This is a genomic window from Clostridium sp. CMCC3677 (assembly GCF_023845585.1).
Taxonomy (GTDB): domain Bacteria; phylum Bacillota; class Clostridia; order Clostridiales; family Clostridiaceae; genus Clostridium; species Clostridium aquiflavi.
This window is the reverse complement of record NZ_JAMQHS010000007.1, coordinates 140,518-166,771: the sequence shown is the minus strand read 5'-3', so window position 1 is coordinate 166,771 and position 26,254 is coordinate 140,518. Positions and strand designations below refer to the sequence as shown.

Below are 26,254 nucleotides of genomic sequence, written 5' to 3'. Positions count from 1 at the left end.
AAATATATTTAAAGAATGAGAGGTAAAAAATTGGATATTCGTGAATTTTCAAACAAATTTGTAGAAGCCACTCAAAACATGTCTGCTGAAGAACGTGAATGTTTAATGAAGATATTTGAGGGTGTTTCAAAAGAAATCACAAAAGAAGAACCTGTTTTAGAACATGTAGTATGTACTGAAGGCGATAAAATTCCAGATGGAATAACACAACGTTTATTAAAATTAAAAGAAAATTATTTGAAACAAGTTCCATCAATAACTACTTATCGTGCTAGGGCAATTACTAAAATAGCTAAAGAAAATCCAGGCATGCCTAAGATTTTATTACGTGCTAAATGTTTTAAATATTGCTGTGAAACTGCACCATTAGTAATTCAAGATAATGAATTGATTGTAGGAGCTCCTTGTGGTGCACCTCGTGCGGGCGCTTTTTCTCCAGATATTGCATGGAGATGGATGGTTGATGAAATAGATACTATAGGTACAAGAGCGCAAGATCCATTCTATATTTCTGAAGAAGATAAGAAGATTATGCGTGAAGAATTGTTCCCATATTGGGCAGGTAAATCTGTTGATGAATATTGTGAAAATCAATATCGTGAAGCAGGAGTATGGGAGCTTTCAGGAGAGTCATTTGTTTCAGATTGTTCATATCATGCTATTAATGGTGGAGGAGATTCAAATCCAGGATATGATGTAATTCTAATGAAAAAGGGTATGCTAGATATTCAATTAGAAGCAAAAGAACATCTTGAAAAACTTGATTATGAAAATCCAGAACATATAGAAAAAATCTATTTCTATAAAGCAATTATTGATACTACTGAAGGTGTTATGATTTATGCTAAGCGTTTATCTAAATATGCTGCTGAATTAGCCGAAAAAGAAACAAATCCTAAGCGTAAAGCAGAATTACAAAAAATATCTGAAATTAATGCAAGAGTACCAGCACATAAACCAAGTACATTCTGGGAAGCGATTCAAGCTGTTTGGACTATTGAATCTTTACTAGTAGTTGAAGAAAATCAAACAGGTATGTCTATAGGACGTGTTGACCAATACATGTATGAATATTATAAAAATGATATTGAAAGTGGTCGTATGAATGATTTTGAGGCATTTGAATTATCAGGATGTATGCTTATTAAAATGTCTGAAATGATGTGGATTACAAGTGAAGGTGGTTCTAAATTCTTCGCAGGTTATCAACCATTTGTCAATATGTGTGTTGGTGGTGTTGATAGACAAGGACGAGATGCTACAAATGAATTGACTTATCTGCTTATGGATGCAGTTCGTCATGTTAAAATTTATCAACCATCATTAGCTTGTCGTATTCATAACCAATCACCACAAAAGTACCTTAAGAAAATTGTGGATGTAATTCGTGCAGGTATGGGATTCCCAGCTTGTCACTTTGATGATGTGCATATAAAAATGATGCTTGCTAAAGGTGTTTCTATAGAGGATGCAAGAGATTACTGCTTAATGGGATGTGTTGAACCTCAAAAATCAGGAAGATTATATCAATGGACATCTACAGCATATACTCAATGGCCTATATGTATAGAACTTGTACTTAACAATGGTATTCCTCTTTGGTATGAAAAACAAGTTTGCCCTAATATGGGAGATATAAATAGTTTTAAAAATTATGAGGAATTTGAAAGTGCTGTTAAGGAACAAATAAAATACATTACTAAGTGGACAAGTGTTGCTACTGTAATTTCACAACGTGTTCATAAAGAACTTGCACCAAAACCTCTTATGTCTATTATGTATGAAGGTTGTATGGATAATGGTAGAGGTGTTGAAGCTGGCGGAGCTATGTATAACTTTGGGCCGGGAGTAATATGGAGTGGACTTGCAACTTATACAGATTCTATGGCAGCTATTAAAAAGTTAGTATTTGAAGAAAAGAAATATACATTGCAAGAATTAAATGAAGCATTAAAAGCTGATTTTGTTGGATATGAAAAACTTAGAAAAGATTGTTTAGAGGCACCTAAGTATGGTAATGATGATGATTATGCAGATTATATTGCTGCTGATTTAATCAATTTTACAGAACTAGAACATCGTAAATTTAAGACATTATATTCAGTACTTAGTCATGGTACTTTATCAATATCTAATAACACTCCATTTGGTCAGTTAACTGGAGCAACAGCAAACGGACGTAGAGCATGGATGCCGTTATCTGATGGTATAAGTCCATCACAAGGATCTGACTATAAGGGCCCTACTGCAATTATAAAATCAGTTTCTAAAATGTCTTGTGACAGTATGAATATAGGTATGGTTCATAACTTTAAGCTTATATCTGGATTATTAGATACCAAAGAAGGAGAAGATGGCATTATTACTTTATTGCGTAGTGCATGTGTTCTTGGTCTTGGTGAAGTTCAGTTTAACTACCTAGATAATGATACGTTAATTGAAGCGCAAAAACATCCAGAACAATATCGTGATTTAATTGTACGTGTTGCTGGATATAGTGCATTCTTCGTTGAATTATGCAAAGATGTTCAAGATGAAATTATTAGTAGAACTATGCTTACACACTTTTAAAATGCTGTAAATTGTTTTACAAATTGCAGATAGTAAAGAAGTATATTTTGACATTAAATTAATTTTTATAAAACTTGTCACTAACATGAGTTAAATCATGTTAGTGTGCAAGGAACATTTAAAACATTATTTAAAATCAAGATAAATAAAACTGGAGATTGAATACTATGGGGAATATGAATTTAGGAATGATTGAACGAAAAGCAACAATTTTTAATATACAAAAATACAATATGTATGATGGACCAGGAATAAGAACTCTTATATTTTTCCAAGGATGCCCTTTACGTTGTAAATGGTGTGCTAATCCTGAAGGAATGATAAAAAAATATAGGGTAATGTTTAAAAATAATTCATGTGTTAATTGTGGTGCTTGTGTTGATGCTTGTCCAGTAGGAATACATACTATTTCAAAGGAAAGTCTAAAACACGAAGTGAATCGTAATATTGATTGCCTTGGATGTGGGAAATGTGTTGATGCTTGTCTTGAATCTTCATTATCTATAGTAGGACAGGTAAAAACTATTTCTGAACTTTTAGAGATTATAGAAGAAGATAGAGCATTTTATGATATTTCCGGTGGTGGTGTTACATTAGGTGGTGGTGAAGTTTTAATGCAACCAGAAGCTGCTTGCAACCTGCTTATGGCATGTAAACAAGAGGGAATAAACACTGCAATTGAAACTTGCGGTTATGCAAAGCTAGAATCAGTGCTAAAGGTTGCTGAGTTCACAGATTTGTTCCTATTTGATATAAAGCATATTGATTCTGACAGGCACTTCCAATTAACTGGAGTGAGAAATGAACAAATTTTAGAGAATTTAAAAGAACTTATTCGTCGTAAATATAATGTTAAGATTCGAATGCCTTTATTAAAAGGAGTAAATGATAGTAATGAAGATATTGAAAATGTTATGAAATTTTTAATTCAGTTTAAGGATTATAAAAACTTCAAAGGCATTGATTTGCTTCCTTATCATAAGATGGGGGTAAATAAATATAATCAACTAGGAATTGAATATCCTATTGAAGGAGATCCAAGCTTAAATAATGAAGATTTAGATAAAATTGAAAGCTGGATTAAGAAATATGATTTAACAGTTAAAGTGATTCGTCACTAAAGAATTTTTAAATAGATAATAAAATGGAAGGTAAGAGTTATGGGAGAATTTCTTGAAAGAAATATTGAGCGTGTTATACAAGAGTCAGTACCTGGAAAGCAAATTACAATAGCTCATGTTATTGCATCACCAATGCCTGATATATATGAACGTCTAGGAATTGATGAAAAGGGAGCTATAGGAATTTTAACTTTGACTCCTTTTGAAACAGCTATTATTGCAGCTGATATTGCGGCAAAGGCTTCAGATGTTGAAATCGGATTTTTAGATCGTTTTACAGGATCAGTAGTTATAAATGGTGATGTAGAAAGTGTTGAGACAGCACTAAATGCAGTAAATGATACATTGAAAAACTTGCTTGGATTTACTCAGGCTCCCATTACAAGAACATGAGAAAGAAGAGAATAATGGTAATAGGTCCTTCATATTGTGGCAAAACTACATTGGTTAATGCATTAAATAATTATGATGGAAAAGTAAGAAGAACACAGGAAATTATTTATGGTGAAAATACTATAGATGTCCCTGGTTCCTATATAGAAAATGCTTGGATGTATAAACACATAATTGCAACTTCTCAGGATGCATCTCATATTTTGATTTTAGTAGATCAATCTAGATGCACAGAAGTATATTCTCATGGCTTTGCGAAATCATTTAGATGTCCTGTAATTGGTGTAATAACAAAAAGCGACTTGATGCCTGAAAATGAAAAGTTATGTTTAAGGCAGCTAAAAATGATAGGAGTCTTAGAACCATATTTTCATGTTAGTTTTCCAAATGAAACGGGTATTGATGATTTAAAAAAATATTTATTTGAAAAAAGGTAAAAGTAAAGGGGGGCAATGATGAAATTTATTACTGAAGAGTATTTGCGATCCTTATATAAGAAAGAACCTTTTAGTGTTTACGAATTAGATCAAGGAGAGCGTCTTACGCCTGGAGCAAGACAATATCTGTCAGATAAAGGTATAAAGATGTGGGATGATGCTTCTTGCAAAAATAATAAAATTCCTATAGTAAAGCAATCAGAAGCATTGCCAAAGGAAAATAAAAATTTTAATAAGAAGATTTGCTTCAAACTAAAATCTATAGAGGCATTATTCCTTGTTACTAGTAGTGAAATTATAAAGGAAGATATTATTTTAGCACAAAGTATTATTAATTTAGAAAAAAGAATTTCAAACATTAGAAATTTTATAGAAGGAAAAAGTACAATTGAACAACCTTGCCATAAAGAATGTACTGGAATAAATTCAGAGAATTTTTGTGATGATATTGATGATTGTTGTGAAATAACAGAATTTCATATGCAACTTGAAAAAAGCAACGAAATTTTAAAGTTAAATGCACTACGTTGTGCTATTCGTGAAATAGAACCAATTGTGTTTGAAGTATATGGAGACAATCATAACGTAGGAAATCAAATTATAAAAAATATTAACGCAATTATTAATTCATTATCTCAAATGATTTGTCTAACTATTGGAGGGGGAAAATGTCAGAGAAAAGCATAAATTTTGAATACTGTGATAATCTTGTTCATGATTTTGAAGAAGTTATAAATAAAACCATTGTAAGTGAAACATCTACATATTACACAGGTGTTGACCTTGGAACTGCCTGTATAGTATTAGCAGTTTTAGATGAAAACTATAAACCAGTTGCAGGTGTATACAGATATGCAGATGTAGTCCGTGACGGTATGATTGTTGATTATATTGGAGCAGTAAGAATTGTTAGAGAATTAAAGCAGGAACTTGAGGAAAAATTAGGTGCAGAATTACTTTATGCAGCAGCAGCAATTCCACCAGGAACAGATGCTTTGGATTCAGGGGCAATTAAGAATGTAGTACAAGCTGCTGGATTTGAATTAACAAGTCTATTAGATGAACCTACAGCTGCAAATGCAGTACTTAAAATAGAAAATGGTGCAGTTGTAGATATTGGTGGTGGAACAACAGGTATTTCTATTTTGAAAAATGGAAAAGTTGTATATGTTGCTGATGAACCTACAGGTGGAACTCATTTTTCATTAGTTATTTCAGGAGCATATGGTATGTCTTTTGGAGACGCTGATAAATACAAAAGAGACAGTGAAAAGCATAAAGAATTATTGCCTATATTAAAGCCTGTAGTTGAAAAAGTTGCTGCAATCATAAATAAGCATATAGATGGTCATGATGTTAAGGAAATATCTTTAGTAGGTGGTACATGCTGCTTAGAAGGTATAGAAAAAATTATAGAAAAACAAACAGGAATATACACTCATAAACCCCACAATCCTATGTTCGTTACTCCATTAGGGATAGCTCTTAGCTGTACAAAAGAAATTATCGAATAAGGAGAGTGTTAAAAGGTGGATTTTAGAATTATAAAATCACCTTCTGAGAGTACAATAGATATTCTTAGACGGCGTATGGGAGCGAATTGTAAAACAGATTTAAATGATATTGATGCAGTAGGCCTTGTACAAGGTAGAATGATTGATATGATTTTTGCAGCTGATATCGCTGAAAAAGCTGTTGGAGTTACAGTTGAAGATATTAGAGGAAATTGTCCTCAACATATGATATTAATTGGAATTTTTGGAGATACAGCATCAGTTGAATCTGCAGTTAAAGAAATTAAACTTAAGATGGAAGAAGGCAAGAGTTTATGATAATAGCAAAATTAATTGATAATGTATGGGCAACCAGAAAGACAGAATTACTTAATGGTTTTAAGTTTATGTTAGCTGAAGAAATTGGCGGAAGCAGACAAGGTAGAAGGCTAGTAGTAGTGGATATCATTAGTGCAGGAATAGGTGATAGAGTAATTATTTGTACAGGAGCTTCAGCACGAAGAATGTTAGGAAGCGATGATATTCCGGTAGATGCTGTTGTTGTTGGAATAATAGATGAAGATTGCAATTTTGTATAGATTCAGGAGGTATTAAGATGAGTCTTTTAGATATGGTAAAAGATGCTGGTGTTATAGGTGCTGGTGGAGCAGGATTTCCCACACATGCGAAACTTGCATCAAAAGCTGAATATATACTTCTTAATGGAGCTGAATGTGAACCCCTTTTAAGAGTTGATCAACAGTTAATGGAATTATTTCCGGATGAAGTTATAAAAGGGTTTGAAACTGCAAGAAGTATAGTTAACGCTAATAAAGGTATTATAGGAATCAAAGGAAAGCATAAAGAAGTAATATCTATTTTAAGAAATAGAATTAATGAATTACATGTAGGAGATTTAATAGAAGTAAAAGAGCTTCCAGATATTTATCCTGCAGGAGATGAACAAGTTCTTGTTTATGAATTAACAGGAAGAGTTGTACCAGAAGCTGGTATACCAATTCAAGTTGGATGTGTAGTAGTAAACAGTGAAACAGCATTAAACATTTATAATGCTTCTATGGGAAAATCAGTTACTGAAAAATACATTACCATTGCAGGGGATATACCAAATAGAAAAACTGTAAAAGTTCCAGTAGGAATTCCTATTATAGATGTGTTAAAACTTAGTGGAATTGAAAATTTTGATAAGTATTCAGTCATTGATGGTGGACCTATGATGGGCCCAGTTATGAAAAATCTAGACGGGTATGTTACAAAGAAAAATAAAGGATTTGTAATATTAAAAAATGATCATCCGCTGATTCGTAAAAAATCTGTTACCATGGATCAAGCAAAAAAGATAAATAAATCTTCTTGTGAGCAATGTCGTATGTGTACAGATATGTGTCCACGTTTTCTACTTGGACATAATACACAACCACACAAGATGATGAGAGCTATGTCTTACAACTTGGATAATATTGAAGGACAAAAAATTGCACAACTATGTTGTCAGTGTAATTTATGTGAGCTATTTTCATGTCCAGCAGGATTATATCCTAAATCATCAAATCTATATTTTAAACAAAAGCTGGCAGAACAAAATATTAGATACAAGCCAGTTCAAGATAAGTTTGAAGCAAGACAAGCTAGAGAGTATCGCTTAGTACCAAGTAAGAGACTTATAGCAAGATTAGGGTTACGAGATTTTGATAAACCAGCTCCTATGATAGATGGTTTAGTAGATTCTGAAATTGTATATATTGCAATGCAACAACATGTAGGTGCACCTTCAATTGCCTGTGTACATCTAGGACAACATGTTGAGAATGGTGAAGTAATTGGTAAAATTCCAGAAGGTAGTTTAGGTGCTACAATTCATGCAAGTATTTCAGGAACTGTAATTAAAAATGAAGATGGTTTTGTAGCCATAAGGAGGGATTAATATGGCCAATGCAATAGGAATGGTTGAATTTACAAGTATTTCACGTGGTATTTATGCAACAGATCAAATGTTAAAGACTTCTGATGTTGAAATAGTTACAGCTAATTCTGTTTGTCCTGGAAAATATATAGCTATAGTTAATGGTGATGTTGCAGCTGTTAAAGAATCAGTAAGTGTAGGGGAAAAAATAGCAGGAGAATTTTGGGTAGATTCAATTATTATACCTAATGTTAATCCTTTAGTTTTTCCAGCAATTACTGGTGCAACAATGCCTGATAGTATACAGGCATTAGGAATTATGGAGTCTTTCTCTTTAGCAACCATGGTTATAGCTGCTGATGCTATTTTAAAGGCTGCTAATTTAGAACCATTAGATCTAAGACTTGGAACTGGATTAGGAGGAAAATCATTCTTTACTTTTACCGGTGATGTAGCTGCAGTTGAAGCTGGTATTGATGCAGGAAAGTCTATTGCAGAAGAAAAAGGTTTATTAGTTAATGCTGAGGTTATACCATCTCCATCTGATAGATTATTACAGTCTTTACTTTAAATAAGTTTTAGATTTAATAACTATCTAAAAGTATATTAATGAAAGGATGTGAGGATATGAAAAAATTGATTTGTATAAAAGATATTGAAGCCTTGATAAAACAAGGTGAAACTAAATTCTATGTTGATGATAATGTGATTATAACACCGTCAGCTAAGGATTTAGCAAAAGCTAATGGTATAGTATTTTCTACAGAAGCGCCTAAGTGTGAAGTACAACATTCGGAAATTCCAAAAGTTTGTGCCGATGGAATGGACAGTGAAATGCTTCTAAGCTTCTTTAAATCTATGATGGAAAAGGGTCTCTTGCAGGAAATGCTTAATTGCTTAAAAAAAGATAAAAATATGCCATATGTTTCAGAATGTGATTCTGGTGGATTGAAAGTTGTTAGAGGCAATACAGTTAAAATGGATGTATTTGATACAGGAAATCCAAATGCAAAAGCTTATTATCAAGAATTAGTTAGTAAAAATGAATCTAAAATGAGTGCTGGATTTTTAGTAATTGAAAATTCAAAATTTGATTGGGAGCTAACTTATGAAGAAATTGATTATGTTATTGAAGGTACCTTAACAATTGAAATCAATGGTAAGACATTTACTGCATATCCAGGAGATGTATTATTTGTACCATCAGGTTCTAAGGTAGTTTGGGGTTCACCTGATAAGGCAAGGGTATTTTATTCAACATATCCTGCCAATTGGGCAGATCTCTTATAGCAAACTTTAGGGAGGATAAACTATGCAAGCACTTGGGTTAATAGAAACAAGAGGATTACTGGCAGCTATTGAAGGTGCAGACACAATGCTTAAGTCAGCAGATGTTAGCATTTTGGAGAAAACTTATGTAGGTGGAGGCCTTGTTTCAATCGCAGTAACTGGAGATGTAGGCGCAGTAAAAGCAGCTGTAGAGGCTGGCGTTGCAGCTGTAAAAAAACTAGATAGTAAATTGTTGATTTCAGAACATGTGATACCTCGTCCTCATGATGAATTAGATAATATAATTGGAATAAAAAGTTCTTTAAAAAAGTTAGAAGTTTCGTCTAAATCTGAAAATGAGATTTGTGAAAACCTAAATGAGGTTGTTGAAGTTGAGGTTATTAAGAATGAAATTTCTAAAAAAGAAGAAACAATAGAAACCATTGATTGTATAATCAATGATTCTGAGGAAACGAATTTAGAAAAAGATGAAAATATTGACTGTATAGATACTAAGTCTGAAAAAATAAATTTAACAATAGATCATTCATTACCTAAGAAGTTAAAAGAGGAACATTCTAATGATTCAAAAATTGATTTAAACAATTTACAAAAAGCTACTGTAGATAATTTAGTAAATGAAAGTGGAATAGAAAAAACTCTTAAGATACTATCTAATGTTAAAGTAGCAAAACTTAGAGAATTAGCTCGTCAATACAAAGATTTTAAAGTTACGGAAGGAAAAATTTCTAAAGCAAGTAAAAAGCTATTAATAACAAAATTTAGAGCATATTATGAGTAACTTTAATACACAAATACGTTAAAAAGGAGTAATTTGATATGGAGAATTTTGATAGAGATTTGTGTTCAATACAAGAAGCAAGAAACCTTGCTCGCTTAGGAAAAGTTGCGGCAGAAAAAATTGCTGATTATACTGAAGAACAAATTGATAAAATTTTATGCAACATGGTTAAGGTTGCAGAAGAAAATGCTGTTTGCTTAGCACAAATGGCAGTAGAAGAAACTGGTTTTGGTAAGGTTGAAGATAAAACTTATAAGAATCATATGGCATCTACTATATTATATGATTCAATTAAAGATATGAAAACTATTGGTGTTATTAAAGAAGATGAGGCTAATAAGTTAATAGAACTTGCTGAACCAGTTGGATTAGTAATGGGAATAGTACCTTCAACAAATCCAACATCTACAGCTATTTTTAAAGCAATGATTGCTATAAAATCTCGTAACGCAATAGTATTTTCACCACATCCATCAGCAGCACAATGTACAATAAAAGCAGCTAAATTGATGAATGAGGCAGCTATAGAAGCTGGAGCTCCAGAAAATATTATTGGTTGTGTTTCTACTCCAACAATTGGAGCTACAAATGAATTAATGAAGAGTAAAGAAGTTGCTATAATAATAGCAACAGGTGGTCCAGGAATGGTAAAAGCTGCTTATAGTTCAGGAAAACCAGCACTTGGAGTAGGGGCAGGAAACTCTCCAGCATATATAGAAAGAAGTGCAAATGTTGAAAAAGCTATAAGAAATATTATTGCAAGTAAAACATTTGATAATGGTACAATCTGTGCATCAGAACAATCTATTATATGTGAAGAATATAATCATGATGAAGTAGTTGCAGAATTAAAGAAACAAGGCGGATATTTCATGACAGCAGAAGAAACAGATAAAGTTTGTAATCTGTTGTTTAAGAATGGGCATAGCATGAATGCTAAATTTGTAGGTAGATCTCCACAAGTTATAGCGAGTTCAGCAGGAATTTCTATTCCACAAGATACAAAGGTACTTATAGGAGAACAAAAGGGTGTTGGTGAAGGTTATCCATTATCTTTTGAAAAACTTACAACAGTACTTGCATTCTATACAGTAAAGGATTGGCATGAAGCATGTGAATTAAGTATTGAATTACTTCAAAATGGAATAGGTCATACAATGAGTATTCATACTGAAGATAGAGATATAGTAATGAAATTTGCTAGAAAGCCAGCATCACGTATTTTAGTTAATACTGGTGGTAGCCAAGGTGGAACAGGTGCAAGTACAGGACTTATACCATCATTTACACTAGGTTGTGGTACTTGGGGCGGTAGTTCAGTTTCTGAAAATGTTACCCCAATGCACTTGATTAACATCAAGAGAGTTGCATATGGTTTAAAGGATTGTGCAACATTAGCTTCTAACGATCCAACTTTTAATCACATTAAAACAGAAAATAATTGTCACCATACACAAAATCAATGTGGAAGCTTGAGCCCTGATCAGTATGCAGCTGCATCAAAGTGTATCAATACTGATGATATTAAAAATGCTAACAATGAAGAACTTTTGGATATGATTAATAAGTTAGTTAAGGTGATGAAGGGGGAAGCATAGATGGATGAATGTGAAGCTATGTTGAAACTTCTGCTGGAAACTTTACAAGCTAATTTAGCTAATGGAGAAGCGAAAAAAGATTCATGGGAAATTCCAGTAGGTATTTCAAATAGACATATACATCTTTCAAAAAAAGATTTAGATATTTTGTTTGGTGAAGGTTATAAAATGACAAAGATTAAAGATTTATCACAGCCAGGTCAGTATGCCTGCAAGGAGACTTTAACCATTTGTGGTCCTAAAGGTGCTATTGAAAAAGTTAGAATACTTGGACCTATAAGAAGTAAAACACAAGTTGAAGTATTAGCTGGAGATTGTTTTAGTCTTGGTGTTGCACCACATACAAGGTTATCTGGAAATTTATGTGGAACACCTGGAATTACTTTAATTGGTCCAAAAGGTTCAGTACAGCTTCAAGAAGGTTTGATTGTTGCACAAAGGCATATTCACATGACACCACAAGATGCTAAGCATTTTGATGTTGAAGATGGACAGATAGTTTCAATACAATTTGATGGTTTGAGAGGTGGCATTTACAATAATGTAGCAATTAGAGCAAATGATGATTGCGCACTTGAATGCCATATTGATATAGATGAAGCAAATGCAATGATTGTTAATTCAAAGTCAAAAATTAAAATTGTGAAATAAAAAATTAAAATATAAAAATAACAAAATAATAATGAAGAAATTAGGAGGAATTTAAAATGAAATTTGATGCATTAGGAATGATAGAAACAAAAGGATTAGTTGGTTCAATTGAGGCTGCAGACGCTATGGTGAAAGCTGCAAATGTTTATTTAATAGGTAAAGAATATATTGGTGGTGGTCTTGTAACAGTTATGGTAAGAGGCGACGTAGGAGCTGTAAAAGCTGCTACTGATGCAGGAGCTGCTGCTGCACAACGTGTTGGAGAATTAGTGTCAGTTCACGTTATCCCACGTCCACACTCAGAAGTAGAAGTTATACTTCCATCAACTAAAGAAACTGCAAAATAATAAGAGAACATAAATTAGATAAAATAATAAAAATTGTGGCTGTTGCAAAACTTACTTAAAATTTAGTTTTGCAACGGCCCATTTTGTTGTAAAAAGAACAAAATCGCTAAGGCGACTTTGGAGCCGTGGATTTTTTTAGCCATGCGCCCTTTCCAAACGCAGTGCAGGAATAATGGTGCGGCATATGATTATTTTTTATTCTTTAGGGGTACTCATAATACCTTTAAAACACATTATTTTAAAAGTTATCCACAAATTTTTTAATAATATAAATTCCTAAAGAATAAAAAAATGTGAATTCTGAAGAACCCACATTCATTGTATAATTAATATAAATCAGGATTAGGAAAAGACGTAAAAGAAAACCTGCAATGCTGCTGTAAAAGATGTAATGATGATACATACATTACTATATATGTTATATAGAAGAGGTACATATAATGCACATAGACAAAAACATTGTGCATTATATGTTATTTATTATATTAATTAAAATTTATACTAGTTTTCTTTTTCAAAATCTGATTTTGGAACTCCACATAATGGGCAAACCCAATCTTCTGGAATATCTTGAAATTTTGTTCCAGATGCAACACCATTATCTGGATCACCTGCTGCTTCATCATAAATATAACCACATACTGTACAAACGTATTTTTCCATAATATAAATCCTCCTTTGAATTAGTAATATTAATTAAATATACATATTATAAGAATAATAATTTCCTTTATATAAAGCAAATTATTAATTGTAAATATGTATATAATTAAAGCTCTTCTGCAATATTTTTTCCAAACTCTCTACATCTCTCTAATGCTTCTTCATCAGGAGTCCATAATTCTCTTATTCCTGAATTAATTGTCTTAATTCCAGCTTTTTCTAATTCTTCTGTAATTAATTTTATAGATTCGCCACTCCAACCATAACTACCAAAAGCTGCTCCTTTTTTGCCTTTAAATTTAAAACCTTTTATCATTTCTAGAATTGAAGCTGTTGAAGCCAAAATACCATTATTTATAGTTGAGGAACCTAAAAGAATTATCTTTGACTTGAATGCTTCAACAATTACATCATTCTTATCAGTCTTACCTGAATTAATAATTTTTACTACAACATCTTTATTATTACTTGTTATTCCTTCTGTTATGCATTCTGCCATTCTTCTTGTTGCATTCCACATACTATCATATATTATTGTTATTTGGTTTTCTGCATATTCATTTGCCCATTCTGCATACTTATTTATTATTTGCATTGGATTATCTCTCCATATTATACCGTGACTTGGACAAATCATATCAATTGGTAAGTTAAGGTTTAATATTTCTTCAATTTTCTTTGCAACTTGTCTGTTAAATGGAGCTAAAATATTTGCATAATATTTTAGTGCTTCATGATATAGTTCTGATTGATCAACTTTATCATTATACATAAGCTCTGAAGCATAATGTTGACCAAAACCATCATTACTAAATAATATATTTTCACCTGATAAATATGTAAACATAGTGTCTGGCCAATGAAGCATTGGAGCTTCTATAAAAGTAAGTTTATGCTTACCGATATCTAATGTATCTCCAGTTTTCACTTCCACAAAGTTCCAATCTTGATGATAAAGTCCTTTTAATATTCTAACCCCATTTTTAGCACAATAAATTGGAGTGTTAGGTATTTCTTTCATAAGTTCTACTAAGGCACCACTATGATCAACTTCAGAATGGTTCATAACTATATAATCAATTTTTTGTATATCTACTTCTTTTTTTAAATTAGTAATAAATTCTGTAGTAAATGGTGTCCAAACAGTATCTATTAATACTGTCTTTTCATCTTTGATTAAATATGAATTGTATGAGGAACCTTTATCTGTAGACAATTCATTTCCATGGAATTGTTTTAATTCCCAATCGATTTTTCCAACCCAAGTTACAGTATCATTTATTTTAAAACTCATCTAAATAACCTCCTCTTTCTTTTTTTTATTATATACCATAATTAAGAAAAAATGAATATAGATTTTACAGGACAGTATAGAGTCAGAGTCATCTCACTTATTAGTAAAAGAATTAAATACAAAAATAGTATTTAGTAAAATATTTAATATCGAACTTAAAATATGCAAATAAAGAGGCGTAAATAAAAGGATAGTTATTGATCAGACTTTAAATTTTTATTATATATAACATCAAAATTTGTTAAAAAAATTGGAATTTAATATGCATAATGATATAATATTACATATACAAATAAAAATAATTAACAAATAAAAATAGTTAACTAATGTATATTATAAGGAGAGATGATTTATGAGTAATTTAAAAGGAACAAAGACAGAAGCTAATTTATGGGCTGCATTTGCAGGAGAGTCTCAAGCAAGAAATAAGTATACTTATTTTGCATCAAAAGCTAAAAAAGATGGATTTGTACAAATAGCATCTATTTTCGAGGAAACAGCTAATAATGAAAAAGAACATGCTAAAATGTGGTTTAAACTTTTAAATGGAATTGGCAATACCTCTGATAATTTAAAGTCAGCTGCTGAAGGCGAAAATTACGAGTGGACAGATATGTATGTAAACTTTGCAAAAGAAGCAAAAGAAGAAGGATTTGATAAGATTGCATATTTATTTGAAGAGGTTGCTAAGATTGAAAAGGAGCATGAGGAAAGATATAAAAAATTACTTGCTAATATTGAAGATGATTTAGTATTTTCAAAGGATGGAGATGTAATTTGGAAATGTTCTAATTGTGGACACATATGTATTGGGAAGAAGGCTCCAGAAGTTTGTCCTGTATGTTCACATCCACAAAGCTATTTTGAAATAAAAGCAGAGAATTATTAATTTTAAAATTAGAGAATTATAAATTTTATATATGAAAGAAGGCAACAATTATGAATAACAACGCATTTAGAAACCTATCATATGGAGTTTATATAATTTCTGTATGGGATGAAGGAAGACCAACTGGTTGTACAGCTAATAGTGCTATGCAGATTACATCAGAACCTGCGACAATTGCAATTAGTATAAATCATGATAACTATACAAATCAGTGTATTAAAGAAACAGGAAAATTTGCAATTTCAATTTTAGGAGAGAATTCAGATCCATCAATCATTGGTACTTTTGGATTTCAGTCTGGAAAAAATGTAAATAAATTTGATTCAGTAAAGTATGAAATCAAAGGGAATATGCCAATTGTAACGGAAGGATGTGCTTATATTACCTGTGAGGTAGTTAATAAGATGGAAACAGATACACATACTGTTTTCTTAGGTAAAGTAATAGATGGAGATGTTCTTTCAAAGGATGATGCTATGACATATTCCTATTATCATAAAGTTGTAAAAGGAAAAAGCCCTAAAAATGCTCCAACTTATATTGCAGAAGATACAAAAGTAGAAAACAAGAGTGAAAAATATGTATGCAGTGTATGTGGATATGAGTATTCAGGAGACATTCCATTTGAAGAATTACCAGATGATTATATTTGTCCAATATGTGGTCAGAAAAAATCAGTATTTAAAAAGTAACAATAGAAATGATATTAAAAAGTAAAATAGCGTACAATAAAACTTTGTTGCACATTATTTTACTTTTATTAAATTAGGAGTTTGCTTTAATGTGTAATAATTATTAATTGATAAAATATATTATTGGGTGTATAATAATTACAAAATATAAAGATTGAAAGAAGGTAGTGTTTAATGTATGAATTTAAAGAAGAATATAAGACTGGAATAGATTTTATTGATGAACAGCATAAAGTTCTTTTTGAAATAGCTGATAGAACTTATGCTTTATTAAAAAATGATCTTACAATTGATAAATATGATAAAGTAGTAGATTTAATAAAAGAACTTCAAGACTACACTGTTTTTCATTTTAATGCTGAAGAAGAATACATGAAAAGTATTAATTATAAAAGAATGTTTACTCAGAAAGTTGAGCATGATGCGTTTATAAAAAGAATTAAAGATGTAGATTTTTCAAAGATTGATGAGGATCAAGATGAATATATAGTCAGTATATTGCAACTTCTAAATGATTGGTTAACAGGACATATCTATTCAAATGATAAACTTATAGGAAAATAATTATACTTTTATGCAAAATTAAGATATGTATATAATTATGATAGTGCAAAAAACATTTCAATAATTTTTACAATTGAATAAAAAACATTTATACAAAATCCTTATTATAATTAAGTTCCTACACAAAATACAACTTGGAGATATGTATAAATGTTTATGAACTCAATTATATCAGATGAATTATCACTATACAAATTTTTCAAACAACTAAATAGCAATTCGAGCATTTATAAGCATAAGGATTTCATATCTTCCTTTATAAAATTCACAATATATCTATTCTAAATCTATATTAATATCTTTTGTTATTTCCCATAAGGGACACATTCTTTTATAACTAAACAATATTTTACCCTATCATGAAAGTATCAACTGGAAGAGGAAAAGAAGTACATGAACTTTCATACATATTTGCGATATTATTTACAATTAGATTCATATTAATGCCCGATTAAATGATATGTTGAATTAATTTTCATCAAAGGAAAAATCCTTGACAATACCGGAATGTACTGTTAAGGATTTTTATGTTTAGAGTAATAAATTCTATTTATTTTTTATGTAGATACTTTATTTAATGAATTTTAATCTAAAAAATAATTGGTATGTTATTTTTAAAAAGTAATATATTTAATATATAACTTAAATATATCATTATAAAATGGAGTTGAATTTAGATGAATGCAGAATTTAGATATATACAATCACTCAATCCATCCAATGAAGAAAGATATAAAATGTTAAAAACTGCTTTAGAAAAATCCAATCGTATTGAAGATTTTGATGATATAATATCAGCACTTGCTCCACCAAATGATATTACAACAATTGCCTCTCCAAAAGATTGTAAAGAAATTAAAGTTGGTATAATAGGTGGTGGTCTTGCGGGCGTATCTTCTGCTTTTGAACTTAGAAAGTTAGGTTTTGATGTTACAATCTTTGAAATGCAAAGCAACCGTATTGGTGGTAGAGTCTATACACATTATTTTGATAAAAATAAAAATTTTTATGGTGAACTTGGAGCTATGCGTATACCAATAAGTCATGAAAGTACATGGCATTATATAAATACTTTTAATTTACAAACAAGACCATTTATCCAAACAAATGAAAATGCATTTATGTACATAAGAAATAAACGTGTAAGAAATGATTCTGAAGGTAAAAATGTAATGGAAAAAATTTATCCTGAATTTAATCTAACTCCTGAAGAAAAAAATACCTCTTGGCAAAAACTTATAGATTATGCTCTAGCAGATAATCTTTTAAAGATAAATCCATCTATAAGAAATGAACTATTACATATAAAAAAGCAATATTCAGTTCTAATTCAATCTTTAGACAATTTAAGTATAAGAGATGAATTAAAAAAAATGAACTTAAGTGAAGGTGCTATAGAACTCATATCATGTGTTGCTCCTTTTCTTGGTGCTTTTTATGATAATAGCTATTTAGAAAATTTGCAAGAAGACTATAGTGTAGATTATGCTTATAGATATGAAATAGTTGGTGGTTCAGTTAATTTACCTCTTGCTTTTTATAATTCATTAATTTCTAAAAATCCTAAAGAATATACTAACATAGAAAAAAAGAATTTAGGAAAAGTGACTTTAGAAAATGGAAAAACAGTAACTAGTATATTTAATGATAATAAGAATAATAAAGTTATACTTGAGTATAAATATAAAAATTTTTCAAAAAATTTCAGTAGAAGTTTTGATTATGTTATTTGTGCAATTCCTCTCTCTAGTCTTAGAAATATGAATATATTTCCAATGTTTAGTACTGAAAAAATGCAAGCAATAAAAGAAGTAAATTATTCATCATCTCAAAAAACACTTTTTATGTGTAATGAACGTTTTTGGGAAAAAGGTAATGATAATGAAAAAATATTAGGGGGTGGATCTTACACCGATTTGCCAATTCAAAGTATATGGTATCCATATTATAATTATAATATAAAAAAACATAGTAAATATAATAATTATGGAGTACTTTTAGCTTCATATAATCTTGGACAAGATGCTATACGTTTAGGAAACTTAAATAATGATGTGCGTTTTGAAACGATAAAAAGACAAGTTGAGAAGGTGAATGGTCTCCCAAGTAAATATCTTGATAAAATAGTAATGGATTTTAAAACAATAAATTGGAATAATGAACCTGGAATTTTAGGCGCGTTCTGTTATTTTACACCTAATCAACATACTAACTTTTTATATTCAATGACAAAATCAGAATATAAAGATAAAGTGTATTTTGCAGGTGAACATGCTTCAAATAAACATGGGTGGATGCAAGGGGCTTTAAATAGTGGGATGAATGTTGCTAATTCAATAGCACAACACTGTAAAGAAGTAAAAAAATACTAAATTATATTTTAAATAAAGGCTATGTTTTAAATGTGTGTTGATATATGCAATAGGTAAAGTGGCATTGTAAATGGACTTTTAGAACCCTTAATGAGTATTGTCACATTTACTGCTTGTCCTAATTTTATATTGGGAGCAAGCTAAAATGGGACTATAATCATTTTAGTGTTCTTAAGTTCATTTACTCCACCCACTTTGCTTATGCATATATCAACACTCTGCTAAAACATAGCCTAAATAAAAGAAATCTTTTAAATTTCACGTCTAGGTATTGTAAATCCTAATTTTTTTTCTATTGCATTTAGATGATAAGAATCTTTTGGTGCAATGAACATACAGGTATAACCATTTTCACCTGCACGTCCTGTTCTTCCTATACGATGAATATAGCTTTCTGGAGTTTCTGGAGCATCATAATTATAAATATGTGAAACACCAGAAATATCTATTCCTCTTGCAGCTACATCTGTTGCTATTAAATATTGAATATCAGCATTTCTAAAAGATTTCATTATTCTTTCACGCTTAGACTGAGGAACATCGCTATGTATTTTTTGACAATTAAGACCTTTTTGATGAAGTGCAATCTCAAGGACATCAGCTCTGCGTTTAGTTCTACAAAATATCATTGCCATAAATGGATTATCTTCTTGCAAAGTAGTACAAAGGGCATCTTGTTTCCATCTATCAGTGGTTTCTACAACTTGCTGTTTGATTTTATCAACAGCTATAGTTGGTGATTTTATGTCTATAAATAATGGATCAATCATATATCTATAGGCAAGTTTTTTTACTTGTGAATCCATAGTAGCGGAAAAACAAAGTGTTTGGTGCTTTTTTGAAGCTGCTTTCATAATTTTTTCAATATCATTTTTAAATCCCATTAATAACATTTGGTCAGCTTCATCTATAACTATAGTTTTTAGCTTTGATAAGTCGATAGTTTTTCTATCAATATGATCAAGCAGTCTACCAGGAGTGGCAATAACCAAATGTATATTATGTTTAAGTTTTTTTAATTGACTTCCAATATCCTTACCACCATATGCAGCTAATATATTAATATCATTATTTACATTAAGTTTTTTTGTTTCCTCTGTTATTTGAATTGCTAATTCTCTAGTAGGAGACAGAATTAACACCTGTGTTCCATTAGTATTAGGTGATATGTTTTGAAAAATGGGAAGAAGAAAAGCAAGAGTTTTTCCAGTTCCAGTTTTTGCTTCTCCGATAACATCTTTACCTGATAAAATTTGTGGTATACTTTCTTCCTGAATTGGAGTTGGAGTTTTAATTCCATTTTTGTTTAGTACATTAACTATATTTTCATTTATGCCTAAAGTTTTAAAGTTCATAATTATTATCCTTTCAATTAGTATATTTTAATATTATGCAAATGTAAGAAAATAATAGCCTAAAATAGACTAGCAGATGAGACTATTATTTCTTAGAATATCCATTAAATAAATAAAGGCTTGGTATCTGTTAAAAACAACCAAGCTCTACAAATAATCAATATTTAAATAATAACTGTTTTAGTAAAATAATATCACTTAAAAGTATTGTAGTCAATGAAATTTGATTTATAACATAGGGTTGGATAACCAGAGTATATTGATATGAAAAATAGCCACTTAGAAGTTAATTTATCTAAGTGGCTATTATATTTAATTAAGTATTATTTTGTGTAGTTATCGAAATATCCTTGAATGAAGATTATTGGTGTTCCTTTATCTCCACTACCTGAAGTTAAGTCAGATAATGATCCAATAAGGTCAGTAAGTCTTCTTGGTGTTGTACCTTGTGCAGCCATAGAACCTACTAAATCAGCCTCTTTATTCTTAATGTAATTTGAAATTGCAGTTTTTAATTCTTCACCTTTTAAATCTGCAAAATCATTATCTGCAAGATATTTTAATTTAATTTCATTTGGAGTTCCGTCTAATCCTTGAGTATAAGCTGGAGAAACAACTGGGTCAGCAAGTTCCCAAATCTTACCTACTGGATCTTTGAAAGCGCCATCTCCGTAAATCATAACTTCAACATTTTTACCTGTCTTTTCTTTAAGTAAAGCTTGTATATTATCTACGATTGGTTGACAATCACGAGGGAATAACTTCACTGTTTGTTCAGTTGATTTATTAGAACCTAATAATCCATAAGCTTCATTGCATCCGCTTCCATCAATTGATTCTGATAATATATTATCTAAGCTATATACTTTTTCTCCACCGTTAGCTTTTAATATTCTCTTAGTTCTAAATCTTGTATGTATATCACAAGTAAGAACGCTCTTAGTGTAATTTAAAATAGTCTTACAATCATTTGAGAAGATAACTTCACATTCTATACCGTATTCTTCTATTAAAGATTTATAGTAGTCGATATAATCAACTCCTGTGAAAGGATGCTTGTTATATCCAAATAATTCACGGAATTTTGCTTCAGTTAAAACATCTGTCCAAGGATTAACACCTTTTTCATCTAAAAGATCTAAATCTACTAAGTGATTTCCAACTTCATCTGATGGATAGCTTAACATTAAAACTATTTTCTTAGTAGCTCCTTTAGCAATACCACGTAAACAAATAGCAAAACGGTTACGGCTTAAGATAGGGAATATAACACCAATTGTATCATCACCAAACTTAGATTTAACATCTGTAGCTATGTTATCTATTGAAGCATAGTTTCCTTGAGCACGTGCAACAACTGATTCAGTTACAGTAACTATATCTTTATCATTAATAGAAATTCCTTCAGATGCTGAAGCTCTTAATACGCTATCAACTACGATTTCTTCAATTTTGTCTCCTTCTTTTATAATTGGACAACGAAGTCCTCTAACAACTGTTCCGATAACTCTTTCCACAATAATCTCTCCCTTAAAATAAATTCAAAATAATATGGTTTATACTTGTAATATACTCCAATTAATGATATAAGTAAAATAAATAGTAAATATATCTAATATAAGGAGAGCTTATATGATAAGTAAATTAGATCTATATAAAATTTTTCGTCAAGTAGGAAAAAGTAAGAGCTTTTCAAAGGCGGCAGAGGAACTTTATATGACACAACCAGCTATAAGTCAATCTATAATGCAGCTTGAAAGAGAATTAGACACTCGTCTTTTTAATAGAACACCTAAGGGAGTATCATTAACTAATGAAGGAAAACATCTCTTTGAATATGTAGATTCAGCTATAGGTTTAATAGAAGCTGGAGAAGAAAAGATTTTAGAATTTCACAATTTATCTGTAGGAGAACTTAAAATTGGTGTGTGTGATACAATTTCAAAATATTATTTAATGCCTTATTTGGAGAAGTTTCATAATATGTATCCTAATATTAAGTTTAAAATCATTAATAGTACAACATTAGAGCTGTGCACACTTATAAAAGGTGGTGAGATAGACATAGCAATATGTAATTTTCCAATAGATGACCCATCTTTAGAATTAAGACCATGTGTAGAAGTACAAGATATTTTCGTTTGTGGAGAGAAGTACAAGTATTTATTAAATGATAATATGTCACTTGACGATGTGGCTAATTTGCCGTTAATATTTTTAGAACAAACATCAAATTCAAGAAAATATGTGGAAAATTTTATGATTTCAAAAGGTATAAAAATATCACCAGAGTTTGAACTCGGTTCATATGATTTGCTCTTAGAATTTGCAAAAATAAATTTAGGAATAGCATGTGTAGTTAAGGAATTTGCAAAGGAATATTTAAATAAAGGTTTAATATATGAAGTAAAAACAGTAGAGGAAATTCCTAAAAGAAATATAGGGGTGTGTTATTTAAAAAGAGTTCCACTTTCATTAGCTTCAACTAAATTTGTAGAAATAATTGAAGGATAAGCTTGTTAAATATCAATTATATGGTAGCATAGAAAATTTTAAGAAAGGATATAACTTCAGAGAACATATTTTTAGATATTATCAATAAAAATGTTTAACAAATTAAAATATAAGTTAATTGTATTGTATATATGAAAGTATAGATTAAATATATAAAATAATAAAATTACCTTGTAATAAATAAAGTTATGTGTTATTATAAATGAGTAGCAGAAATGTTACTAAAATAAAGACTTGTATTTGATAAATAGTTTCTCGTAAATGGAGATTATTAATGAATTAAGATCTTTAAATTAGGGAGGAATTATTATGACAGATAAGACAATAGTATGCAGAGATTGCGGTAGTGAATTCATATTTTCAGTAGGAGAACAAGAATTCTACAAAGAAAAAGGATTCGATAATGAACCAACAAGATGTGCAGCTTGTAGAAGAGCTAAAAAAGAACAAAATAGAAGATAATTTTATATTGTTATAAATAAGACTGTAGTTTAAACTACAGTCTTTTTTGTTATAAAGATTTATTAATAAAAATAAGAACCAGTAGGCAAAATTTATTGAAGGCTTAACTTACTGGCTTCTAGAAATTAATTTATTATGAGTGTATAAGTATGCTTATAATAAATTTTTATAAAATGTCAAGGCTCATACCATAATATGTATAATTAATACGAGTTTTGAGGAGAATTCATTGATTAAATACTGCTAAATATTGTTTATGATAGAGAATTAATAAAAGAAATATTAATATATAATTAAAAGAAATATTATAAATATGTAAAATTCTTATAGATAATATTGCTAATCTTTAGGATTTTTTTTGTTTTTTATAAAATAAATATATATTCTATTAAAAACTTTAAGTATAAAAATAGGGATAAATATAAAGTAATGGAAAAATAATCCGATATTAAAGTGTAACTTAACTAATAGGTTTTTATATGTTAAAGAGGTTAAGTAAATTACTAAAAATCAAATTAAAAGGAAAAATAATCAAATGAGAATATTTAACAAGATATTTAATAGAAAAAGTAAAAATATAAAAGATATAGAAACCAATAAGGAAGATATGAAAAGTAATGTAAATTTAACTAATGATCAAAAAGTTATTAGAGTACTAAACAATGTAATAAAAGGAAGTGAAATAAAAAATGAAAATTTATATATTAAAGACATAGAATTAAGAATAGAAGCACATGTATCACAAATAAATAAAGGATTTATTCAAGTTATATTTGTACTTAAGCATGAGATTTTTGATGAAGATTTACTTGAATGTGTAGCAGGAGTTGGAAGTAATATTAATTCAGCTATTGAACATGCAGTATCTAGTTTTTCTTTATCATCATTATGTGGAATAACACATGCATTAAGAAATGAAGAAGGTCATAAATTAAAAATAAAATATTATGATAAAATAAATGAGTTTACGCTCTATAAAAGCTGTTTAACAGCTCAAGGAAAAAAGTTGGAAGGTAAAAAAATAGATTATTGGGAACTATTGGGGGAAGAAATAAAAAAGCGCTTAGGAAATAAAAGGGTTTATTATATAAAGATATATGCATCTAAAACTGGTAATTCAACAAACTGCGAATGTAGAATAAATGGAACAGTTAATATTAGCATAAGTAAGATTATTAATGAACATATTAAAGTGTGGAAAATAGAAGAAGCATTGTATTCCGAAAAACAAATTTTTGTTTTAATTCAAGGAAAAAATACATATGTACCATATAATTTTACCCCAATACATATTAGTAATATTACTATGAAAGCATTGGATTTATACAAACAATGTGATTCAGCAGAAAAATACAATAATTTATATACTCAAATTTTTAATTTCTGTGCTGATAACACTTTAACTACTGAATTATTTTGCTTTATACCAGAAATTTTTTGTGAGTTTATATTCCCAGAGGTAAAGTATTCAGATGAAATTATATTACTAAAAGGAAATGAAAAGATTCAATTATTTAAAGAACAAATTATGTCTTATAATTTAATATATGATATTATTGAAAGAACTATTAAAAGTGGATACTATGAAAATAGTGAGATAATGAATATTGTTTTTAAAAGTTCATTATTTAATGCAATTAATAAAGCTTTAAATAATGGGAGTAAAATGGAGAGTTTATGTATGACTTCTTTAGCATTTAATGTTAGAGCTGATTATAGAGTTTTTTAAGTAACTAAATATAAAAGGTTGTTACATTTTGAACTGCTCCCTGTTAAGCAGACAGGGAGCAGTTCATTTTATTTTGTAACAACCTTTTTAAGATTTACTTTTCCTTAGCAAATATTTTTTTATTAAGACCATTTAAGAAACAATTAAATTTAATAGCTACAACATCTCGTGAAAGTAAAAATGTAATAATAAAAGTACCTATTATAATGATTATAAATTTAACAATATCACTTGGTATAAGAGAACATATGCCCAACACAACACCAATAAAATAAGTATGTAGTAAATATACCGATAAAGTATTTCTACCCAATTTGCATAAAAAAGTTTCCTTTTTAGTTACCAAATTTGCAAATACATATATAAATAGAAAACCAATTCCGTAGTTTAGTGTAGCAAGAATAATACTTTTTATCATACCTATTTCAAAATGATTATAAGAACGATCAGCCCATAAAAATTCTCCTGGAATATTAAAAAGCTTAACAAATAGAATTGCAAGTGTAATACCTATACCAGTAATTAATATAGAAGGGACTTGTCCAAATTTTCTTAATTCATGTAATTTTTTTTCACTTGTATAATATCCAGCTAGAAAGAATGGAGTAAATGCAAGAGTACGTGAAAGCGACATGAATGTACCTAATTCACTAAAAAGTCTAGCAGCTATTCCTACAATGATACTGATCATAAATATATTTCTAATTTTTAAAAGATCTGGTAAAAATATTTTCCAAAGGAACATTGAAAATATATACCATAATGCCCACCCAGGAGTAAAAAATGAAAATACAGTTATACTTGTAATTTCAACAGCATTATTTCCTAGAAAATATCTAGAATACATCTCAATTATATTCCATATTATGTTGAAAAATAGAAATGGTATAAATAAATTTTTTACTGCATTTTTACGTCCTTTTTCTATATTTTTAGAAAGATAACCTGATATAAAGATGAATACTGGCATATGAAAAAGATAAACAAAGGTATACATAATTCTAACAATATCATAATCCTTTCGTAAGAATTCTAAGCTATGTCCTAAGACTACTAGAAAAATTAATATACCTTTACTATTATCAATTAAATAATTCCTATGCGTTTCTACCAT

27 protein-coding genes are annotated in these 26,254 nt (G+C 29.6%); 22 read left to right on the top strand and 5 right to left on the bottom strand.

Annotated elements, in window-relative coordinates:
* Nucleotides 1-30: 30 nt before the first annotated feature.
* The 15 genes from cutC to eutM all read left to right on the top strand — a co-directional run bounded on the left by cutC (nt 31) and on the right by eutM (nt 12,606).
* Entirely contained in the window at nt 31-2,571 is a 2,541-nt protein-coding gene (gene cutC / locus NG901_RS10545) for a choline trimethylamine-lyase (protein WP_252214279.1), read from the top strand.
* Nucleotides 2,572-2,738: 167 nt separating this feature from the next.
* Nucleotides 2,739-3,692, top strand: coding sequence for a choline TMA-lyase-activating enzyme (cutD, locus tag NG901_RS10540; RefSeq protein ID WP_012423521.1), 954 nt, complete (start codon nt 2,739-2,741; stop codon nt 3,690-3,692).
* Between the two features lie 39 nt (nt 3,693-3,731).
* Complete coding sequence (locus tag NG901_RS10535; protein ID WP_003372783.1) at nt 3,732-4,085, top strand: BMC domain-containing protein; 354 nt, start codon at nt 3,732-3,734, stop codon at nt 4,083-4,085.
* Nucleotides 4,082-4,522 carry a EutP/PduV family microcompartment system protein gene (locus NG901_RS10530; protein WP_252214278.1) on the top strand — a complete coding sequence of 147 codons (441 nt, stop codon included), beginning with the start codon at nt 4,082-4,084 and terminating at the stop codon, nt 4,520-4,522. The genes NG901_RS10535 and NG901_RS10530 overlap by 4 nt, the downstream gene beginning before the upstream one ends.
* 15 nt (nt 4,523-4,537) lie before the next feature.
* A complete protein-coding gene (locus NG901_RS10525) occupies nt 4,538-5,209 on the top strand; it encodes a cobalamin adenosyltransferase (protein ID WP_252214277.1) in 672 nt (223 codons plus the stop codon).
* Entirely contained in the window at nt 5,191-6,036 is an 846-nt protein-coding gene (gene eutJ / locus NG901_RS10520) for an ethanolamine utilization protein EutJ (protein ID WP_252214276.1), read from the top strand. The genes NG901_RS10525 and eutJ overlap by 19 nt, the downstream gene beginning before the upstream one ends.
* Before the next feature lie 15 nt (nt 6,037-6,051).
* Nucleotides 6,052-6,354, top strand: coding sequence for a BMC domain-containing protein (locus NG901_RS10515; RefSeq protein ID WP_003374733.1), 303 nt, complete (start codon nt 6,052-6,054; stop codon nt 6,352-6,354).
* A complete protein-coding gene (locus tag NG901_RS10510; protein ID WP_252214275.1) occupies nt 6,351-6,614 on the top strand; it encodes a EutN/CcmL family microcompartment protein in 264 nt (87 codons plus the stop codon). The genes NG901_RS10515 and NG901_RS10510 overlap by 4 nt, the downstream gene beginning before the upstream one ends.
* Before the next feature lie 17 nt (nt 6,615-6,631).
* On the top strand, nt 6,632-7,960 hold the full coding sequence (locus tag NG901_RS10505; RefSeq protein WP_252214274.1) for a 4Fe-4S dicluster domain-containing protein: 1,329 nt from the start codon (nt 6,632-6,634) through the stop codon (nt 7,958-7,960).
* A gap of 1 nt (nt 7,961) precedes the next feature.
* On the top strand, nt 7,962-8,510 hold the full coding sequence (locus NG901_RS10500; RefSeq protein ID WP_252214273.1) for a BMC domain-containing protein: 549 nt from the start codon (nt 7,962-7,964) through the stop codon (nt 8,508-8,510).
* Nucleotides 8,511-8,566: 56 nt separating this feature from the next.
* Nucleotides 8,567-9,229, top strand: a complete 663-nt coding sequence (locus NG901_RS10495) for a EutQ-related cupin domain-containing protein (protein WP_252214271.1) — start codon at nt 8,567-8,569, stop codon at nt 9,227-9,229.
* A 22-nt stretch (nt 9,230-9,251) separates the two neighbouring features.
* Entirely contained in the window at nt 9,252-10,010 is a 759-nt protein-coding gene (locus NG901_RS10490; protein ID WP_252214269.1) for a BMC domain-containing protein, read from the top strand.
* A gap of 38 nt (nt 10,011-10,048) precedes the next feature.
* Complete coding sequence (locus NG901_RS10485) at nt 10,049-11,608, top strand: acetaldehyde dehydrogenase (acetylating) (RefSeq protein ID WP_252214268.1); 1,560 nt, start codon at nt 10,049-10,051, stop codon at nt 11,606-11,608.
* Nucleotides 11,609-12,259 carry a phosphate propanoyltransferase gene (locus NG901_RS10480; RefSeq protein WP_205449419.1) on the top strand — a complete coding sequence of 217 codons (651 nt, stop codon included), beginning with the start codon at nt 11,609-11,611 and terminating at the stop codon, nt 12,257-12,259. It abuts the gene before it with no gap.
* A 56-nt stretch (nt 12,260-12,315) separates the two neighbouring features.
* A complete protein-coding gene (gene eutM, locus NG901_RS10475; RefSeq protein WP_012425061.1) occupies nt 12,316-12,606 on the top strand; it encodes an ethanolamine utilization microcompartment protein EutM in 291 nt (96 codons plus the stop codon).
* 501 nt (nt 12,607-13,107) lie between these two features.
* On the opposite strand, the gene rd is transcribed toward eutM, so the two are convergent.
* Together rd and NG901_RS10465 are read right to left on the bottom strand one after the other, a co-directional pair.
* Nucleotides 13,108-13,269, bottom strand: coding sequence for a rubredoxin (gene rd / locus NG901_RS10470; RefSeq protein ID WP_252214266.1), 162 nt, complete (start codon nt 13,267-13,269; stop codon nt 13,108-13,110).
* A gap of 106 nt (nt 13,270-13,375) precedes the next feature.
* Complete coding sequence (locus NG901_RS10465; protein WP_252214264.1) at nt 13,376-14,563, bottom strand: anaerobic nitric oxide reductase flavorubredoxin; 1,188 nt, start codon at nt 14,561-14,563, stop codon at nt 13,376-13,378.
* Nucleotides 14,564-14,915: 352 nt separating this feature from the next.
* Between NG901_RS10465 and rbr the strand changes: the two genes are divergently transcribed.
* The 4 genes from rbr (at nt 14,916) to NG901_RS10445 (ending at nt 19,080) form a co-directional block, all read left to right on the top strand.
* Nucleotides 14,916-15,452 carry a rubrerythrin gene (rbr, locus tag NG901_RS10460; RefSeq protein ID WP_252214262.1) on the top strand — a complete coding sequence of 179 codons (537 nt, stop codon included), beginning with the start codon at nt 14,916-14,918 and terminating at the stop codon, nt 15,450-15,452.
* A gap of 50 nt (nt 15,453-15,502) precedes the next feature.
* Nucleotides 15,503-16,144, top strand: coding sequence for a flavin reductase (locus tag NG901_RS10455; RefSeq protein WP_252214260.1), 642 nt, complete (start codon nt 15,503-15,505; stop codon nt 16,142-16,144).
* Nucleotides 16,145-16,318: 174 nt separating this feature from the next.
* On the top strand, nt 16,319-16,708 hold the full coding sequence (locus tag NG901_RS10450) for a bacteriohemerythrin (protein WP_205449427.1): 390 nt from the start codon (nt 16,319-16,321) through the stop codon (nt 16,706-16,708).
* A 677-nt stretch (nt 16,709-17,385) separates the two neighbouring features.
* Entirely contained in the window at nt 17,386-19,080 is a 1,695-nt protein-coding gene (locus NG901_RS10445; RefSeq protein ID WP_252214258.1) for a flavin monoamine oxidase family protein, read from the top strand.
* Between the two features lie 251 nt (nt 19,081-19,331).
* On the opposite strand, the gene NG901_RS10440 is transcribed toward NG901_RS10445, so the two are convergent.
* Nucleotides 19,332-20,435 (bottom strand): DEAD/DEAH box helicase, encoded by a 1,104-nt coding sequence (locus tag NG901_RS10440; RefSeq protein ID WP_252214256.1) that lies wholly within the window; start codon nt 20,433-20,435, stop codon nt 19,332-19,334.
* A gap of 323 nt (nt 20,436-20,758) precedes the next feature.
* Nucleotides 20,759-21,952, bottom strand: coding sequence for a coenzyme F420-0:L-glutamate ligase (locus tag NG901_RS10435; protein WP_252214254.1), 1,194 nt, complete (start codon nt 21,950-21,952; stop codon nt 20,759-20,761).
* Between the two features lie 115 nt (nt 21,953-22,067).
* Between NG901_RS10435 and NG901_RS10430 the strand changes: the two genes are divergently transcribed.
* From NG901_RS10430 to NG901_RS10420, 3 genes are all read left to right on the top strand, one after another.
* Nucleotides 22,068-22,949, top strand: coding sequence for a LysR family transcriptional regulator (locus tag NG901_RS10430; RefSeq protein WP_252214252.1), 882 nt, complete (start codon nt 22,068-22,070; stop codon nt 22,947-22,949).
* 309 nt (nt 22,950-23,258) lie between these two features.
* The gene (locus NG901_RS10425; protein WP_003373161.1) at nt 23,259-23,411 is read left to right on the top strand and encodes a zinc-ribbon domain-containing protein; all 153 of its coding nucleotides are present in this window, start codon (nt 23,259-23,261) and stop codon (nt 23,409-23,411) included.
* A 535-nt stretch (nt 23,412-23,946) separates the two neighbouring features.
* Nucleotides 23,947-25,140 (top strand): DUF6348 family protein, encoded by a 1,194-nt coding sequence (locus NG901_RS10420; RefSeq protein ID WP_252214250.1) that lies wholly within the window; start codon nt 23,947-23,949, stop codon nt 25,138-25,140.
* 94 nt (nt 25,141-25,234) lie between these two features.
* Here NG901_RS10420 and NG901_RS10415 read toward each other — a convergent pair whose 3' ends face one another.
* Complete coding sequence (locus NG901_RS10415) at nt 25,235-26,254, bottom strand: acyltransferase family protein (RefSeq protein ID WP_252214248.1); 1,020 nt, start codon at nt 26,252-26,254, stop codon at nt 25,235-25,237.